15 protein-coding genes are annotated in these 18,030 nt (G+C 42.7%); 14 read left to right on the plus strand and 1 reads right to left on the minus strand.

Annotated features, from left to right (window positions below):
• The first annotated feature begins 46 nt into the window (after window positions 1-46).
• The 13 genes from tssB (at window position 47) to BL249_RS14790 (ending at window position 15,669) form a co-directional block, all read left to right on the plus strand.
• Complete coding sequence (tssB, locus tag BL249_RS14730; protein WP_099706278.1) at window positions 47-577, plus strand: type VI secretion system contractile sheath small subunit; 531 nt, start codon at window positions 47-49, stop codon at window positions 575-577.
• Between the two features lie 14 nt (window positions 578-591).
• Window positions 592-2,103 (plus strand): type VI secretion system contractile sheath large subunit, encoded by a 1,512-nt coding sequence (tssC, locus tag BL249_RS14735; protein WP_168174293.1) that lies wholly within the window; start codon window positions 592-594, stop codon window positions 2,101-2,103.
• 151 nt (window positions 2,104-2,254) lie between these two features.
• A complete protein-coding gene (locus tag BL249_RS14740; protein ID WP_099706279.1) occupies window positions 2,255-2,740 on the plus strand; it encodes an Hcp family type VI secretion system effector in 486 nt (161 codons plus the stop codon).
• A 62-nt stretch (window positions 2,741-2,802) separates the two neighbouring features.
• On the plus strand, window positions 2,803-3,360 hold the full coding sequence (tssJ, locus tag BL249_RS14745; RefSeq protein WP_099706280.1) for a type VI secretion system lipoprotein TssJ: 558 nt from the start codon (window positions 2,803-2,805) through the stop codon (window positions 3,358-3,360).
• 7 nt (window positions 3,361-3,367) lie between these two features.
• Entirely contained in the window at window positions 3,368-4,714 is a 1,347-nt protein-coding gene (gene tssK, locus BL249_RS14750; protein WP_099706281.1) for a type VI secretion system baseplate subunit TssK, read from the plus strand.
• The gene (gene tssL, locus BL249_RS14755; protein WP_099706282.1) at window positions 4,714-6,090 is read left to right on the plus strand and encodes a type VI secretion system protein TssL, long form; all 1,377 of its coding nucleotides are present in this window, start codon (window positions 4,714-4,716) and stop codon (window positions 6,088-6,090) included. The genes tssK and tssL overlap by 1 nt, the downstream gene beginning before the upstream one ends.
• A gap of 10 nt (window positions 6,091-6,100) precedes the next feature.
• Window positions 6,101-10,009: a type VI secretion system membrane subunit TssM gene (tssM, locus tag BL249_RS14760; RefSeq protein WP_099706283.1), complete on the plus strand. Its 3,909-nt coding sequence runs from the start codon at window positions 6,101-6,103 to the stop codon at window positions 10,007-10,009.
• 14 nt (window positions 10,010-10,023) lie between these two features.
• Window positions 10,024-10,710 (plus strand): hypothetical protein, encoded by a 687-nt coding sequence (locus tag BL249_RS14765; protein ID WP_099706284.1) that lies wholly within the window; start codon window positions 10,024-10,026, stop codon window positions 10,708-10,710.
• A 73-nt stretch (window positions 10,711-10,783) separates the two neighbouring features.
• Window positions 10,784-13,240 carry a type VI secretion system Vgr family protein gene (locus BL249_RS14770; protein WP_099716842.1) on the plus strand — a complete coding sequence of 819 codons (2,457 nt, stop codon included), beginning with the start codon at window positions 10,784-10,786 and terminating at the stop codon, window positions 13,238-13,240.
• Window positions 13,241-13,293: 53 nt separating this feature from the next.
• Window positions 13,294-13,557 (plus strand): PAAR domain-containing protein, encoded by a 264-nt coding sequence (locus BL249_RS14775; RefSeq protein WP_099706285.1) that lies wholly within the window; start codon window positions 13,294-13,296, stop codon window positions 13,555-13,557.
• On the plus strand, window positions 13,541-14,356 hold the full coding sequence (locus BL249_RS14780; protein WP_099706286.1) for a TagK domain-containing protein: 816 nt from the start codon (window positions 13,541-13,543) through the stop codon (window positions 14,354-14,356). Before BL249_RS14775 ends, BL249_RS14780 begins: the two co-directional genes overlap by 17 nt.
• A gap of 18 nt (window positions 14,357-14,374) precedes the next feature.
• Window positions 14,375-15,184, plus strand: coding sequence for a type VI secretion system accessory protein TagJ (locus tag BL249_RS14785; protein WP_099706287.1), 810 nt, complete (start codon window positions 14,375-14,377; stop codon window positions 15,182-15,184).
• Complete coding sequence (locus BL249_RS14790; RefSeq protein ID WP_099706288.1) at window positions 15,181-15,669, plus strand: type VI secretion system baseplate subunit TssE; 489 nt, start codon at window positions 15,181-15,183, stop codon at window positions 15,667-15,669. Before BL249_RS14785 ends, BL249_RS14790 begins: the two co-directional genes overlap by 4 nt.
• A 203-nt stretch (window positions 15,670-15,872) precedes the next feature.
• Here BL249_RS14790 and BL249_RS14795 read toward each other — a convergent pair whose 3' ends face one another.
• Window positions 15,873-16,358, minus strand: a complete 486-nt coding sequence (locus BL249_RS14795; protein ID WP_099706289.1) for a winged helix-turn-helix domain-containing protein — start codon at window positions 16,356-16,358, stop codon at window positions 15,873-15,875.
• Window positions 16,359-17,459: 1,101 nt separating this feature from the next.
• Between BL249_RS14795 and BL249_RS14800 the strand changes: the two genes are divergently transcribed.
• Window positions 17,460-17,948 (plus strand): hypothetical protein, encoded by a 489-nt coding sequence (locus BL249_RS14800; protein ID WP_099707391.1) that lies wholly within the window; start codon window positions 17,460-17,462, stop codon window positions 17,946-17,948.
• The last annotated feature ends 82 nt before the right edge of the window (window positions 17,949-18,030 follow it).

Here is an 18,030-nt window from a genome sequence, read left to right on the forward strand (position 1 = left end):
ATGATGTTTTTTTCAATTGCCAAGTTAAAAATGGTGAAACAATATTATGAGTAGCAAAAACAACTCGCAAAAGTTCATTGCACGTAATCGGGCGCCGAGAGTGCAAATAGAATATGATGTCGAAATATACGGTTCTGAGAAAAAGGTCGAACTTCCTTTTGTCATGGGGGTACTGGCGGATTTATCCGGCAAGCCGCTGGAGCCATTACCTTCGGTGGCTGAAAGGCATTTTCTCGACATTGATATTGATAATTTTGATGAGCGAATGAAAGCGATGCGCCCGCGCGTGGCTTTTGCTGTACCGAACACTCTGACAGGTGAAGGACAGCTGATGGTGGATATGACGTTTGAATCTATGCGTGATTTTTCACCAGATGCCATCGCTGAAAAAGTGGATTCGCTGGCACAACTGCTGGATGCGCGGACGCAGCTGGCAAATTTACAGACCTATATGGACGGTAAATCCGGAGCTGAAGATTTAGTGATGAAAATGCTGCAGGACAAAGCGTTACTTAAAGCACTGGCGGCTTCCCCAAAGAAGCAAGAGAGCCATGCAGGTGAGCTTCAGGATAAATAGGAAAAGAGGGAATTATGGCCACAACAAAAGAACTATCCAATAAGGATGTGCCGCTAGTCGAACACTCAGAAGTAAAATTTAATGATTTTAATACGTTACTCAGCAAAGAGTTTAAGGCGAAATCTGAACAGACAAAAGCGGCGGTGGAAGGCGCGGTAAGAACCTTAGCTGAACAGGCTCTGCAAAATAGCCTGACAATGTCTGATGACGCTTATAAAACAATTGCTTCTATTATTGAGGCTATAGATCATAAACTATCTGAGCAGATTAATCTCATATTACACCATAAGGAATTCCAGTCTCTGGAAAGTGCCTGGAGAGGACTGCATTACCTTGTCTTTAATACTGAGACAGACGAAAAACTCAAATTGCGTTTTATGGATATATCGAAAGATGATCTGCGCCGTAGTATGAAGCGTTACAAAGGTGTGGCATGGGATCAAAGCCCGCTATTTAAAAAGATCTACGAAGAAGAGTACGGTCAGCTGGGGGGTGAACCCTACGGTTGCCTGGTGGCGGATTACTTTTTTGATCATTCTGCTCCGGATGTTGATCTGCTGGCTTCGGTGGGCAAAGTGGCTGCGTCCGCACATGTTCCTTTCATTGCCGGTGCTTCTCCGACGGTGCTGCAAATGGATTCATGGCAGGAACTGTCCAACCCGCGCGATTTGACGAAAATTTTTACTCAGAATCTGGAATACGCTGCATGGAGTTCGTTGCGGCAATCAGAGGATTCACGCTATATCGGTCTGGCGATGCCACGATTTCTCTCGCGTCTGCCCTATGGTATACGCACCAATCCGGTCGATGCATTTCACTTTGAAGAGACCACAGACGGTGCCGACCACAGTAAATATGTCTGGTCAAATGCCGCTTATGCCATGGCTGTAAATATTAACCGCTCATTCAAAGAGCATGGTTGGTGTACGCTGATCCGCGGCGTGGAAAGTGGAGGGGTGGTAGAAGGTCTGCCCTGTCATACTTTCCCGACAGATGATGGTGGCGTTGACATGAAGTGCCCGACTGAGATTGCTATCTCCGACCGCCGGGAAGCCGAATTAGCTAAAAACGGTTTTATTCCGTTGGTACACCGTAAAAATACTGATTATGCAGCTTTCATTGGCGCACAATCATTGCAAAAACCAGCTGAATATTATGATCCTGATGCAACCGCTAACGCGAATCTATCGGCACGCTTGCCTTACCTGTTTGCCTGCTCGCGGTTCGCACATTATTTAAAATGTATCGTGAGAGATAAAATCGGTTCTTTTAAAGAACGTGATGAAATGCAGCGTTGGTTAAATGACTGGATAATGAATTATGTCGATGGCGATCCGGCTAATTCAACCATGGAAAATAAAGCTCGTCGACCACTCGCTGCAGCTGAAGTTATTGTTGAAGATGTTGAAGGAAATCCTGGTTATTATCAGGCGAAATTTTTCCTGAGGCCACATTTTCAGCTAGAAGGTTTAACTGTTTCTTTGCGTATGGTTGCTAAATTACCATCGCTGAAAGACGTTGCCTGATTATATTTTTTAAATATCGCCATACAGGTGATAGTGTGTGTAATTTTTCTTAAAAGGAAAAATACAGGAATTATGTGAATAACACATAAGGACTTTAGTTACCTATACGTCGTATTAGGGAATATCAATCAACGTTATAAAAGAGGACATTATGGCTCAAGATATGTTCATTAAAATTGATGGAATCGACGGTGAGTCTTTAGATTCCAATCATAAAGATGAAATTCAGGTTTTAGCATGGAAGTGGGATGTGTCACAGCATTCTAATATGCACAGTGGTTCAGGTGGTGGCTCAGGCAAAGCATCGGTTTCAGATTTTCTTTTCGAACACTACACTGATAAAGCCAGCCCTAATCTTTTGAGTTATTGTTTATCAGGAAAACATATCAAAAATATTAAGTTTGTGGTGCGTAAAGCAGGAGGTAATCCTCTTGAGTATCTGACTATTAAATTTACTGATGTCATTATTACTCATGTTGAAATGCTCGGATCAATTAGTGACGAAACGCGTCCGCGTGAAAGCGTGAAATTCTCATTCACTAAGATGACGCAGGACTACGTCATGCAGAATGCGGAAGGACATAAATCTGGTACTATTTCAGCTAGCTATGATGTTAAAGCTAATCTGAACTCCTGATTGCCCTTGTTTCCCCCTGCGACTTCTGCCGCAGGGGTTATAGAAAAAGCAGTGAAAAAAACATGATCACAAAAAATAAAAAATATGGAGTTTTTTTTAATTATCACTTTGCGATAAATCTGCTAATAATCACATTAAGTTTGTTAATCGCATCATGTAGTGCAAGTGATAATGAAAAAAAACAGGACGCAGCGAAAGAGGTGCTGATAAAATTTCAAGCAGATAATAATATTAACCCTGACAATGATAATTATCCTGCGCCGGTGAGAGTGGCAATTTATAAGTTGAAAAACATCAGTGATTTTCAGAATGCCTTTTATGCCGATTTTGATGATGTTAATAGTGGCAATAGTCAGGCAGTTGCAATGATGAAAACGGAAAGTTTTATTATTACGCCAGGGGAAGACATTGAAATTAAATTACCTGTTGATGATGGTACCAGCGCGATGGGATTTGTAACAGAGTATCGTGATATCACACGTTCAAACTGGAAAACGGTATACAAAATACCAGAGAGACCAAAGGACGCCTGGTACAGGATATTCTGGCCGTCAAATAAGAAATGGCGTCCAGTCGTCAAAGTTCATATGGAATATTTGACGACCTCAATAGAAAAGTGAATTGACTATGAGAACGAACAAAGTCGTCTGGAGTGAAGGCCTTTTCCTTCGTCCCCAGTTATTTCAGCAACAAGAGCGTTATCATGAATATTTCGCTCATAAGCGGGCGGCGGTGATTACCCCATTTTTCTGGGGATTTTCTAAATATGAACTTGACCGCGAAGCGTTAGCGTACGGCAAACTGGTCATGCGCTCCGGAAGCGGGGTGTTACCCGATGGCACGCCATTTGATATTCCCGACCATGCTGCGTTGCCTGATCCCCTGACCATTCTGCCCGAACATCTGGGAAAATTGATTTATCTCGCGGTTCCACTGCGGCTGGATAACAGTGACGAAACGATATTTGACGGCAATGACAGTGGTTCACTGGCGCGTTTCTATGCCATAGAAGCAGAATTAAATGATACCAATGCTATCCGGCAAGGACCGAAACCGGTTCAGCTGGCGCAGTTAAGGCTAAGACTGGTCTCTGAAGGCGAGATGACCGAGTCATGGATCGGTTTACCTCTGACACGCGTGCGGGCAATTCAGCCAGATGGCAGCGTATTACTGCATGCCGATGATTATATTCCGCCGGTGACAGGGTATGCGGCGAACGGCTTGCTGCGTGAATGGCTGACTCATCTTAATGGCTTAGTCAAAATGCGCGCCGATATGCTGGCGGGACGTTTATCTGGTAGCGACGGCAAAGCCAGCGCCAGTGCGGAAATCGTCGATTACTTATTGCTGCAGATTTTTAATAAATATGAGCCAGTGTTTGATCACTTTCGCCATATTCCTGAATTACCGCCGATTGCTTTTTATCAGGAGCTGGCCAAGTTTGCCGGTGAGCTCTCGACATTTATCCGCGTGAAGACACGACGGCCTCGCCAGGCACCTGGTTATGAACATGCTCAGCTGTATGCCTCAATCCGGCCATTAGTGGATGATGTGCATGAGTTGCTTAATCAGATTCTGGTGCGGGCTGGTCAGGTGATTGATCTGGAGTCGCGAGGAAACGGTGTCTGGTCGGCAACGTTACTGCCGGCAGAATTACGCAGTTTCTCCAGTCTGGTACTGGCGGTATCTGCTCAGATTCCAATGGACGTATTGCAACATCAGTATGCAGCTCAGGCAAAAATCAGTGCGCCACAACAGCTACGTGAGCTGGTACGTTCGCACTTGCCGGGACTTGAAATTAACGCACTGCCGGTGCCTCCGCGGCAAATTCCATACAGTGCCGGTTATGTCTATTTTGAACTCAATAAATCAGGTCCTTTCTGGGAAAAAGTCTCCAGTACTGGCGCAATTGCGATCCATGTTGCTGGTGATTTTCCTGGATTAAAAATGGAACTTTGGGGAATCAGAGACTAATGGCTGTGAGTAATGAACCAAACCCGGCCAAAGAGTTTTCTGGGTTTTCATCCGACAAATTAGATGGAAACGATCCGCAGTCGCAGGGGGGGTTTTTACTTGACCGTGACGATTTGTTCAATTTCGCCGGGAAGAGTAAAAATAAAAGCGAAGCGGATGCAGATCAGGCCAAGGCGTCATCACTTTATGACGTCAGTCAGTTACGAAGTGCCAGTGTTCAGCAGCGCGTAGCGATGGTTATGACTTCACCAGTACCGTTACTGGAAGCGGCGCAGCCCTTGCTGCGTGCACTCAGTGAAATGCCGGACACGGTAACAAGTAAAGATCAGGTGTGGCTGCTTAAACAGGCATTAAAGAATGAAGTTTCGCTTTTTAGTGTGGTGTGTGATGAAGCGGATATTTCATGGAAAAAAATGGCGATAGTGCGTTATTGCCTGTGCACTTCTTTAGATGAAGCGGCGCATGGTAAACCCTGGGGCATTGAATCAGGATGGTCGCAAAGTAATCTTCTTAACCATTTTGAAGGAGACAATGACGGCGGAAATAAATTTTTTCTGTTAGTTGGCAGGTTATCAATGAACCCCCGCGAATATAGTGATGTTCTGGAAATATTGCTGCGTATTCTCGGACTGGGGTTTGAAGGCCGCTACAGCATTATTGAAAATGGTGAGCGACAATTGACGCGTATCAGACAACGTCTGCTGGTGTTGTTACAAAGTATTCGTGATAGTCCACCAGATAAACTGTCTGCGCATGCAATGCCGGTATATAGCGGGAAAAGCCGTCAGCGGATTTATGTTCCGGTGCGGGTATCGTTATTGCTGGCCGGGGTAATACTGACGGTGAGTTTTATTGCCTTTAAGTACCTGCTGATAGCACCGGTGACGCAGCTGCAGGAACATATGCAGAGTCTGAAGCGGATGCCGGTTCTACCAGTAAGCCAACCGATACGTCTGCGGCTGGCGGTGCTGCTGAAAAAAGAAATAAGCCAGGGGTTGGTCGCAGTAGTTGAAACGGATAAGGAAAGTCAGGTGACTTTCCGTGGCGATGCCATGTTTGTTGTGGGTGGTGACAACGTGGTTACCGGGATGCAACCTATTCTTCAGCGGGTTGCCGATGAGATTCGCCGGGTCAAAGGGCGTGTTTTTGTTGTTGGCTACACCGATACGATGCCAATTAATAAACCGGGATTTCCTAATAATCAGGTTTTATCAGAAAAGCGCGCGGCTAATGTTGCTCAGTTTTTAAAACAATCAGGTATCCCAGCCCAGAATATTCGTTTTGAAGGACGCGGTGACCAGAATCCACTGGCCAATAATAAAACAGTAGAAGGTCGGGCAAAAAACCGGCGTGTAGAAATATTTGTTAATTACTAATGGACTTATCATGTCAGTGTTTAATAGATTATTTACCGGGCAGGGATTAAAAAGGTTATCACTTATTATTTTTGTTTGTCTGCTGGGTGCAACCATCTGGTTTTTGGGGCCATTATTAGGATTTGGTGAAGTCCTTCCCCTTAAACCGGTCGAAAATCGGGTCATTTTGTTAGTTGTTCTTTTTTTTATCCTGATCGCCTGCTGGTATCACTTGCCGATCTTTATTTCTATTGCGCTGCTTTCAGGCGCAGCACTGTGGATAATCGGTCCTCATCTGTTATTTGGCAAAGATTATCCGCTGAAAGACACGGCACCGCGGTTTGCCGGCCTGACAATTATCCTGACGGTTACGCTGCTTTGTGCCCTCTGGCGTCTTTTGCGTGCGCTTTCTGCGAACCCGGCGCTACTGGATAAGTTTGTTAAAAATAAAAATAAGACGGTAGCCCCAGCGAGTCAGCGGGGTGTCATGCATGCCGTTATCAAAGAAGGTATTAACTATATCAAGCGTATCCAGCGTAATGCGCCTTTATGGAAACGATTTCTGTTTGTCAGTAACCGGCAACGCCTGCCGTGGTTTATTGTTATGGGTACGCCGGGAGCCGGTAAGACAACCATGTTATTTTCATCAGGCCAGGAGTTTCCTTTACCAGAACAACTTAATCGCAAAGATAAAGAAAATCCTCCCACTGCGCATTGTGAATGTTTATTTACTAATAATGCCCTGTTTCTGGATACCTCCGGTAAATATACTTCCAGCGATGATGACAGTGCGCAGCAGGAATGGGATTTACTGGTGCAAACAATAAAAAAGAATCAGCTGGATTGCAGTGTTAATGGTGTTTTACTGGTGTTATCGGCTGAAGATATTCTGCACAAAGATAAAGCGGAGTTACTCACCATCGCAGCAACATTGCGTGCACGTTTATATGAGTTACGTCATCAGACCGGTGAGCATTTTCCGGTTTATTTTACCGTAACCAAACTGGATTTATTGTGTGGCTTTGATGAATATTTTCGTAATCTGACCACTGCAGAGCGCGAGCAAGTATGGGGAGTTACCCTCCCCTGGCAAAGAGGGACGGTGATTACGACAGCGGCGTTACTGGAGACATTAAATAGTGAATTCTCTTTTCTGGTAGAACGGCTGAGTAGCGTGATGTATCTGCGACAGCAGGAAGAATATGAGGTAAATGACCGGAAAAAAATGTACGCACTGCCTCAGGATTTTCAGCTGCTTACTCAGGGAGTGATTGAGATTGTCAAAAATATATTTATTGCTTCGCGTTATGATGACACACAATTTAATTCAACCTTGCGAGGTGTTTATTTTATAAGTAGTTGTCAGGCAGGGGTTGTCAGTTTACTGAATAACAATACGTTACTAAGGAAATGGAATAATCTCATTATGCATGAAACGCCTGCTACGCCAGCATCGATTGTGGATAAAAAGGATAAAGTAGGCTTAGTTAATCAATCTATTTGGGGTAAAAGTTATTTTTTAACCACACTCTTTAGTGACATTATTGTTCAGGATAAGGATCTATTCAGCTATAACCGACCGCTACAGACGTCATACTGGTTAAAAAATGTTGTCAGTCACATTCTTGTCTGGAGCTTTGGTGTTATTTTAATGATGGGCTTTTCCACGAGCTTTCAGTTAAATCAGGGCTATCTTAAATCTATTTTTGGCAGTGTTGACCTGCTAGGAAAGAAAGTCAGTGGCTATATAAAACATCCGGAAAATAAATTATTACCGGGGCTACTGAGTGCGACGCAATCCTTACCTTCATACCAAGGGCTTGACGTTGAACACCCTCAATTTTCATGGCGTTATGGTTTATATACCGCCGACGATATCTCAACAGGATCAAACAAATTATATCACTACTTTCTGCTGAATTATCTTTTACCACAGCTTGAGGTTGAAAGTGGTAAAGCTTTGTTGTCCGCAATACAGTCTGATGATGAAATCAGAATATGGCAAAATTTAAAGTTATATCTGATGCTTTCCGGGCAGGGAAACATAAATAAAAAGTGGATGATAAAAGAAATTGTTAAGTTATGGAGTGATAATGACTTCATTGAAAGTTATGCCAGTACGAATGATTTTGTCCATCATCTTAATGAAATATTTGATATTCCCCAGTGGAAGCATCAGGCTAAAAAGCCGGATACTAATCTGATAAGCGAGGCACGAAGTGCCTTAAATAAAACATCGGCAACGTTACGTATCTGGCAACAGTTAAAAAGCCGGATGATGAAGGATTTTCCTGAGAAAATTACGCTGGACCAACTGGCTGAAAAAAGTTCACCACAGCTTTTTTCTTTGGAAGACCGTTCCGGTGTCTCTGACGGCATACCTGGTATTTACTCACGTGAAGCATGGAATTCACTGGTTAAAAAAAAATTCTTAACAGAGCTTGTAACGTTACAGCATGAAGATGAATGGGTGAGCGGTGGCAGAAAGAAAATTAAAAATCTTTTAGCGCAACGAGAGGAAATCATGACTCTCTATTTTCAGGAATATACGAATCATTGGAAAGATTTCCTTTCAGATATTCAGCTTAGCTCTTTTTCTGACGGTTCGCGGCGCTCACCCGATATGCCTTTTAATATCGGTCTTTTAAGAGTTATTGTGCAAAGTAATTCCCCACTAATAACGTTACTAAATAATATTGTTCAACAAACGACCCTTCAGCCAGATAAAAAGACGTTAACAGAAAAGCTTGATTTGAAAATACAGCATAGCAGGACAGTGGAAACGGCTAAGCGAATAACGCGTAATATCAGTGAAAATGAGAAAAAGTTGGTTCGACAATATGTGGATGATCATTTTAATGCGTTACGTGTTTTTGTTAAAGGACAAACGCAAAGCGGCCCTTCTGCTGGTGGACAATTTTCCGCTTCAGCCACGCCCCTGACGCGGCTGATGGGGCGGCTTAACGATCAGTATGCTCAACTGGTTATCTACAATGATGCGCTAAAAGATGGCGACACCTTGCCCGCTAATGAGGCGACTGCCCGGTTGATAGCGGAATCGCGTACCTGGCCGGATCCGGTAAAGAATATTATTTCACCCTTATTAACGCGTTCTGCTGCAAAGCTGAAAACCAGTGCGATAGCCCGGAGTGTAGAATCTATCGGTAAAGGTCCTGGGGAAACCTGCCGTATGTTATTACAGGGGCGCTATCCGTTTTCAGCCAGTCAACGTAATGTGCGGCTGGTGGATTTTGAACATTTTTTTGCTGCAGGGGGCATTGTGGATAGCTGGTTTAGCCAGAACCTGGCAGATAAAGTGGATACTTCCAGCCATCCGTGGCGTTTTAAAGGCAGTATGGATACCCGCGATCTGAGCTTTTTTGAGCGCGTTGACCGTATTCGTAATACTTTTCTGACTGCGGATAATGGGAAAAAGTTAGCCTTTAATTTTTCTGTATCAATACGTTATATATCGCCATCAATAACACAATTTTCGCTCGATATTGATGGAAAAAAGATTAACTATGCACATGGTCCACTGACAACCCAGTTTTTTAGCTGGCCAGGTAGTGCCCGGGGAACCTTTATCAGCATGATGGCTTATGATAAACCGGTTACCACGGTAAAACCTGTTATTACACAGCAGAATGATCGCTGGGATGCATTGCGTTGGCTGGATGATAAAAATAAGCAACCACATAGGCCGTTGGCCAATCCTCATCATGCCAGCGCGAATCTTAATTATCAGGGCCCCTGGGCAATACTACGCTGGCTGGATTCCGCTGAAAAAATATCTAATCTGCAGGACGGTAGTCAGCTACTTAGCTGGAATATTGGATCGGGTCGGGTAGATATGCAGATAGAAGGGCTGGATGCTTCAGCCGGTTCACCTACAGAAGTATTACATAGTTTTCATTGTCCTGGTGATTTTTATAATTAAGGGGAGTGATAGTTATGTTTAATGATAATGTCGTCAGAATAAGGTTTTTTTCACATGAGAAATCGATACGAAAAATAAAATTAAATATTAATAGCACAATGTCGCGGAAGTTTTCTCAATATTTAAGATATATAGCTGACAACATGGCCCCTTCAAAACTTGTCGGAGACGAAATAACACCATGGTGTTTCGTGATTTCTGTGAAAGAAGTCAGACAACACTTTTTTTTCCTCGGTACTTTTTTACCAGAATGGCGTGAGACGGCTGATCGGCCGGTGGCACTCTATTGCGTTGTAAAAAAAATAAAAATTATCAGCATGTTAGATGATGTGAAAAAGAATAACCTCCCTTTCTTTTTGATGAGGACATTATCTTTAGTTAACAATAAAAGAAATGTTAAAGAATATAAAAAAGATCTCAAAAAAATGTGTTCTTTGCTTACGGCTTCTTTGTCTTCCAGACGCGGACTTTATAAAAGGATGCATAGAGGGAATGTTAATATAGAGCCGGCTGATGTTTTTTTACAACATGATGATTTTAAATATCAGGATGAATGCGGTGTAGAGAATATGCCATGGATTAACTGGCCTGGTTGTATTTTAAATAACAATAAAATATGGCTATGGAGGCAAAATTGTGTTGGCAGGATTATTGAATCTCAGATTTTAGACGGACCGTATAAGGATGAGGCTGAAAAGTGATTTTTTAGACTCAGGAATTAACTAATTATCAGGTATGATTATGTCCCGTACGATTACACTCGAAACTGCAGCGATGCCATTTTTATTAGGCGAGCCTGCTTTAGTACTCTTCAGGGTGGAGGGAGAAGAAGCCCTTTCAACCCTGTATAGCTATAAATTAACCTGCAAAACGCCAGATAATCCTAAGATTCCATGGCAATCAGCAGCAAATATTGATATGAAAGCTTTGATTGGTAAAGAGATGACAGTTGTAATCGAATTAGATGGCAACGGTCTCGATCAGGTTCATGGCGTAGGTAAAGGAAAGCGGGAAATTTCAGGAATTGTAGAAAAAGCTTGCTTTATTGGGCGCGATGCTAATCAGGCTATGTATGAAATTATTATTCGTCCGTGGCTTTATCTTGCAACACTGACTAAAGATTTTAAAATATTTCAGGATAAAACAGTTGTCGATATCATAGACGAAGTTTTACAGGAATATAATTTCCCCACTGAGAAACGCTTATCTGCGGTTTATCCTTCGCTTAATTTTCAGGTTCAGTATGGCGAAAGTGATTTCGATTTCATTGAAAGGCTAATGGAAGAGTGGGGAATTTACTGGTTTTTTGAGCATCAGGATCAGAAGCACCGATTAGTGATGGTGGATCATGTTGGTGCGCACAAAGCCTATTTTAGTGAAGCCTACCGTGTTATTGAGTATCTTCCTGATTCACCAAAAGCCGGAGCTGAATATATTAGCCAGTTTTATCATAAAGAAACGCTTGTCAGCAGCCGCTGGGTTACCAATGATTATGACTTTACTAAATCCCGCGCGGATATTATGGCGCTGGACACGAAACCACGCCGGACCAGCTTTAATAGCATGGAAATCTATAGCTGGCCTGGTGACTATGATCAGCCATCAATTGGTGAACAGCTGGCACGAATTCGTATTGAAGAAATTGGGGCAAAAGGTTCACGCGCAAGTGGCAGCGGAGAAGTTCGCGGCATTGTATGTGGCACTAATTTTGAATTGAAGGGCTATCCGGTTAGTAAAGTTAATCGTGAATATATGGTTATTTCCAGCCGGTTACTGATGCAGGAGGTTGATCAGGGCGCGAGGAGTGACCAGTTCAGCGTTAACTGTTTTTTTACTGTTCAGCCTACCAGTAAGATATATCGCCATCCTCAGGTTATTCCACGTCCAAGAACACACGGTCCGCAGAGTGCGATTGTCGTGGGGCCTCCTGGCGAGGAGGTATGGACAGATACTTATGGTCGGGTCAAAGTGCGTTTTGTCTGGGATCGATACGGTAAAAATCGTGAAGATGATTCTTGCTGGGTGCGCGTTAGCCAGGCATGGGCTGGTAACGGCTTTGGCGGTATTTATATTCCCCGTGTCGGTCAGGAAGTAATTATAGAATTTATCAATGGTGACCCTGATCGTCCGCTTATTATGGGTAGCCTCTATAATAACGTGACACAACCCCCATGGGATTTACCGACTAATTCAACGCAAAGTGGAATGATTAGCCGCACTATTGGGGGGGGATATCTGAATTATAATGGTGTCCGGTTTGAAGATAAGCCCGGTCTGGAAACATACTGGGAACAGGCTGAGAGGGATATGCTGCGGCTGACTAAGAATAATGAAAGTCAGACGGTAGGTGTTAACTCAACGATATTCGTTGGTAATAATCGTGATTCCACTATTGGTGGCGATTTATCAGAACACGTTACCCGGAGTTCATCCTATGTTGTTGGTGCAGATACTGATTACTGTATTTTCGGTAGTTACAATCTTGCGGTGGGTGTCAATTTCAGCGCCAGTATTTCCGGTCTTTCTACCACCCTCATCGGAGGTTGTTCTTCGTTGCAGGTTGCAGCTGCCTACAATATCGCAGTAGGGGGGGCTTACAGCTTAAATGTTGGTGGTGCGATAGCAACCAATGTTGGCGGTGCTCATTTAACTAATGCGGGTGGTTACTGTGGCACCACTGCTGGCGGCGCATGGCAGGCAACAGCGGGTGGTGCAGCAACTCTGTTTGGTGCTGGTTTTGTCTCTGTCGGTGCCGGCGGAGAGCTGGTTTTGTCGGCAAAAGTGATCAGGATGGTAGCCAAAGATGCGGTCATTATTCAGGGAGGTGTCGTTAATATTAATCCGGGTGACAATGATGATTGCTGCGGCGGTGGTGGTGGTGGTCTTTCCGGGCTGGCAGCACTTGCCGGACTGGTATCATTAAGAACCATACCTTTGATTGATGGTTGCCCTGGACTGCCAACGCCGTTACCGCCGTTGCCAACACCGACGCCACCGCCGACGCCGACACCAACGCCAACGCCGACGCCAACGCCAACGCCAACGCCAACGCCAACGCCAACGCCAACGCCAACGCCAACGCCAACGCCGACGCCGACACCGACGCCGACGCCGACGCCGACGCCGACGCCAACGCCGACGCCAACGCCAACGCCGACGCCGACGCCAACGCCAACGCCAACGCCAACGCCAACGCCAACGCCGACACACAGCCAGACGCCTGAACCCTGAAGCCGGCGTTGGCCAGACAGAAACAATGGATATCAACCAGCAAGGAGGAGAAAATGCAACCAGCAGCAAAGATAGGTGATGCAACCAGTCATGGCGGTGCAATTACCAGCGGGTCCGGAACGGTTTTTATTAACAGCATTCCTGCCGCTATCGTCGGGGGTAGTGTTGCGACTTGTTCCCTGTTACATGGTGCCGCCAGCGTTGCCAGCGGTTCGGGAACGGTCTTTATTAATAGTTTACCTTCTGCCCGATTAGGGGATGTTACCGGCTGTGGTGCCGTAATAGCCAGTGGTTCTGGAAATGTCTTTATCGGATAACAGAGCCATTTTAGCCATCAACTGGCCGCCAGGGATCCCGTCATGTGTATTGGATGGGATTTCTGACGCTGCGGAACAGCGGCTATATTTTGATTTACAGAAAGGAGAAATAAGCCAGGCCCTCCCTGTGCAGGAGGGCGACTTCCTGTGTTTCTACTGGGCAGAGATGACAGTGATAATGGAAAACCACTGTAAGCAACATGTTTGTCTGGCTGAAGGGAAATCGATCAAAACCGGTCATATTTTAACGTTAAAAAATGGCATGACACTCCAGGCCGGAATGTTCAGACTGAGCATTACAATAAATGATCAGGATGAAGATGTCTGCCCGACAAATTTTCCTGGTACTGATGCTGAGCTTCCTGAACTGGATGATATTATTTTGCATGGTGGTCAGTATATTCCCTGGGTAGAAAGTGAATCACACCAGGATGATATTTTGAAAAGGCTGGCTTATGAATATAAACATTTTCTTTTATGGGGTAGTAGTAACCAGGACCTTTACGATGTGGATGGGAAAGATGAGAATTTTTTACCTGAGCGGGATGTCTTTCTGGACGGAATTACTGAAAGAGTAAAGGATAAAACTATTCCTGAATGTATTTTTAACGATGAAAATCTTATTAATATTATTCTGGATGATTTAATGTCTGTTGCTCAGGAGGAAAACATGGATGACTCGCCACCTGATTTATTGACAGCATTAGCTCCAGAAAATATGGAAAGAATTGATACACATCCATTACCAGAGTTACTTTATCGGGAACTATATAAATTAGGGCTGGAAAGCCCGCTCTAATAATACTAAGGAAATAATATGATAACTGATGATATAATCAGGATTAACGATAGTGAAATAAACTTACAAGACCGGCTGGTACAGCTGGTTGAAATAGTTAAAAATAATCCCCAGAGCATTGATGCCCGCTTCGCGCTTTGTAAGATGTATATGCTACAAGCAGACTGGGATCGTGCCCTGCAACAGCTTGATATTTTGTTCCAGATTGAATCTGAAGTGCAGCAGCAATATGAGTTATATAAAAACCTTATTTTCAGTGAACGCATGAGAGAATTGGTGCTGGCCGGTAAGAAAACAGCGGGCTCACTGGGTAAACCTCATCAGCAATGGATAAATAGCTTGCATCAGGCGAACGCGTTGTATCAGCAAGGCCAGTATGCCGAAGGTGAGTCGATGCGAATGCAGGCACTGTCAGACGCAGAGCCGCGCTCGGGGCGTAGTGCAGTGTGGGGCGCGTTTAACTGGCTGGCCGATGGTGATGACCGTCTGGGACCCGTATGTGAATTTATTTGTGCCGGTGGCTATCACTGGGTGCCATTCGCTGAGATGCAGGCACTGGAAATTTCCGCGCCGCAAAAGGGCAGTGATTTAGTCTGGGCGCCAGCAGAAATAACGTTTGAAGAACAAACGTTGCGTGGTTACATTCCAGCACGTTATCCGGTAGTGATATCTGATAGCCTGGATATGAAGATAGGGACGAAAACTGAATGGCAGAAGCAAGGTGATGGCCGCTATATTGGCTCTGGCAGAAAAATGTGGGTCAGTGATAATGGTGAGTTTTCACTTTTTGAAATTGGTCGTTTAGGATTTGAAGGTGAATCTGCATGACCTTAAGAAGAAATCCATTCCCGCCCTGTTTACTGGAACGTTTGTTTGACAATGAACCCAAAGTTGAGAGCGAAGTATGGGATAAGTACCATTTTGATAGCCGGGCGATGCGTGCTGTTGTGCAACGCAATATTGCCGAATTGCTGAATACGGCCAACTTTGAGGAGAGGCTTGATGAAAACCGGCACCGTGAAATATTTTCATCCACTCTTAATTATGGTATCTCTCCTTTGATTGGTGGTTATGCCGCATCACATAGCTGGAATGATCTTGAGATTAAGATTAGAAACGCCTTGCTTCGCTTTGAACCCAGACTGATCGCTGATTCAATTGTCATCGTTCCTTCAGGAGAGGTACTTTCTCCGGTACATCATGGCATAATTAATTTTGATATCTATGGTTTAATAGACTGGCATCCCCAGCCTGTTGATTTAGCGATTAAAGCCCGTTATGACATTGAAACTGATCGGGCTGGTTTGTCGTGATTGGTGAACAAGATATAAATAAGCCCGCAAGGTTTACTAATCTTGCGGGCTTATCCTTTATTTCCCTGGCTAAATGGAGTCTTTTAATATTATCTGTGTGCTTCGTATTTTTAAGTGTTTTCATGTTATGAAAACGATATTTTTACTGGATGTAAAATAGCTTATAATATGTTTTTTTATTCGAAAATGTACAGTATTCTGTCTTAGTAAGTGATGAAAAGCGATAGCGTAAGTATTAGGTTAATCATTATAATCATCAGAATGAGATAGTTGTACCTGTTCCAGGGTAATTTATTACTTATGTCAGTTTTGTTTACTTTACCCGCCCGTTTTTCTTCTACCAGAAAAGGGTTATCTGCTTTACTCTCCGCTTCACCCTGATTATCCGACAAAAGGGAAAATCCCCTTCGGGGAATAGTCTGAATAATTTTTTCCTGGATACCGCAGGATTTTAATGCTTTCCTTAACTCCGATATATTTTGATAAAGTGTATTTGCAGTAACTTCCATCCCAAAACGCCTCCATGCACATTCATAGAGTTCTTCATGACTGACAAGTTGATCTCGTTTTTCAAGCAACAGCATCAAGCAATACGATGCTGGTGTGCTAATTTCATAGCTGGCAAGATCGGATTTAAGTATCTTTTTGTCCTGGTCAAATTCAACTTCATTGTTTATTCTAACTGACATAAATGACTCTCGTTATAGGTTCACCGGTTATACTTTCTGTGTATTTTAAAAGGATAGTTTGTTGATGAAGCACGGTGTCAGATGTTGCTTCGGATTACTGAAGATTGATCAGGAATCATTGTAAAGTGCATCGTACAAAGGAAGATTTTATGTAATTTCCTTTTATAATGAGATGTTTTTTATAAAAAACTTATCTCTTTTTCCATTATAGACGTTAGTGATATATGACTAATGACTTCAGTGGTCTTAGGGTTAAGATATTTTTATTTGATAAAAGATCAGTATGGACACTTACTTTGAGCTAATAAATGATAAAGCGTGCGCGAATACAGAAATATATCAATGTAGAAATATTACATTCAAAGAATCAATAAGTAAAATAGATTAAAACAATTAAATAATTAATATTGATCGTTATTAACAATTAAATTTTTTGCCAGTAATGTTTTTTTAGATTTATTGGCTAAGATCATGTGGTTATGGTTATAATCTTTTTTTATTTAATTATAATTATCTCATTTCCATCGATAATGATTAAAAATCATACTTTTTTAACGTATTTTTCCTTCTGAAAAGACCGTGATTTTTTTAGCATAATGAGCTTTTTATATCGGTTTTACCGATTAACATTAAAAATGTCGGTGAGCTGGCAATTATTTATTTTTTCTCCTGGTGAATTGTTTTGAATGGTAATGATTTACAAAAGCAACTACTTTTAGTTTCCCTAAAAATTGAATGGTTATTAAATTCTAAACAAAGAATCTATGTTTTTTATTGACCGTTCCCTTAGTATGGTTATATTTCGCATTTTGTTTAATTTATAAATTTATTTTACTTACTTTGTTCTATTGATAATATTTATTTATTCATCATTCTTCACTATGATGTTTTTTATTTTGTTTCTCACTGTGTAATTTTCAGTATTTATTTTTATTTAACCTTAATTTAATATGATAATTTCATTATTTATTTTCTGATAGATGAAAATATATAATGGTGATTCATTTTTTAATGGAAAAATATTTTTTTGCCATGATGCTGAATTTGTAATAATGTCCGTATTTATTTTAATAACGACCATTCATTACACGGAGGTCAGTGGTGTTTTTTTCCAGATTTAGTTCAATCGTGGTGTTTTATATCACTTTCATGCTGGCTGGATGCTCTCTTGTTGATACTGAGAGTTCTATTCCGACAGTAAGAAATGTTGGTGGTTCGATCACTACAAAAATAGGCCATGATCAATATACATCAATCAGTAAACCCAGAAAAAAGGTCCCGGAAACTTACTGGGCATCTATACCATCCTCAGCTAATTCCTGTATCGATAACTTTAAATTTTTAAAAAGTGAAAGCCCCGATGATTTCACGGAATTTGAAACCCGCTACAGTAAAATAAGTCGAATTTATAGTTTCCTTAATAAGAATAAAAATATAATGGATCCGGATGCAAGAGAAGTTCTGTCTATGTCTCTTAACATGCGTTTAAATACCTTGTGTGAAGAAATAAAATACAAAGGATATCAACTGGTTAAAAATAAACTCGCTGCGGTTTCTGACGGAGGGACTATTGCGTCGGCGGGCAATTAATTGCTTGCTTTGACTCTCAACGCCAGTGGTAGAGTCAAAGGCGGGTTAGGCGTGGCTAGCTGGCTGGAACCGGCGCTATGGA

It is taken from the genome of Erwinia sp. OLFS4 (assembly GCF_002752165.1).
Lineage (GTDB): Bacteria > Pseudomonadota > Gammaproteobacteria > Enterobacterales > Enterobacteriaceae > Izhakiella.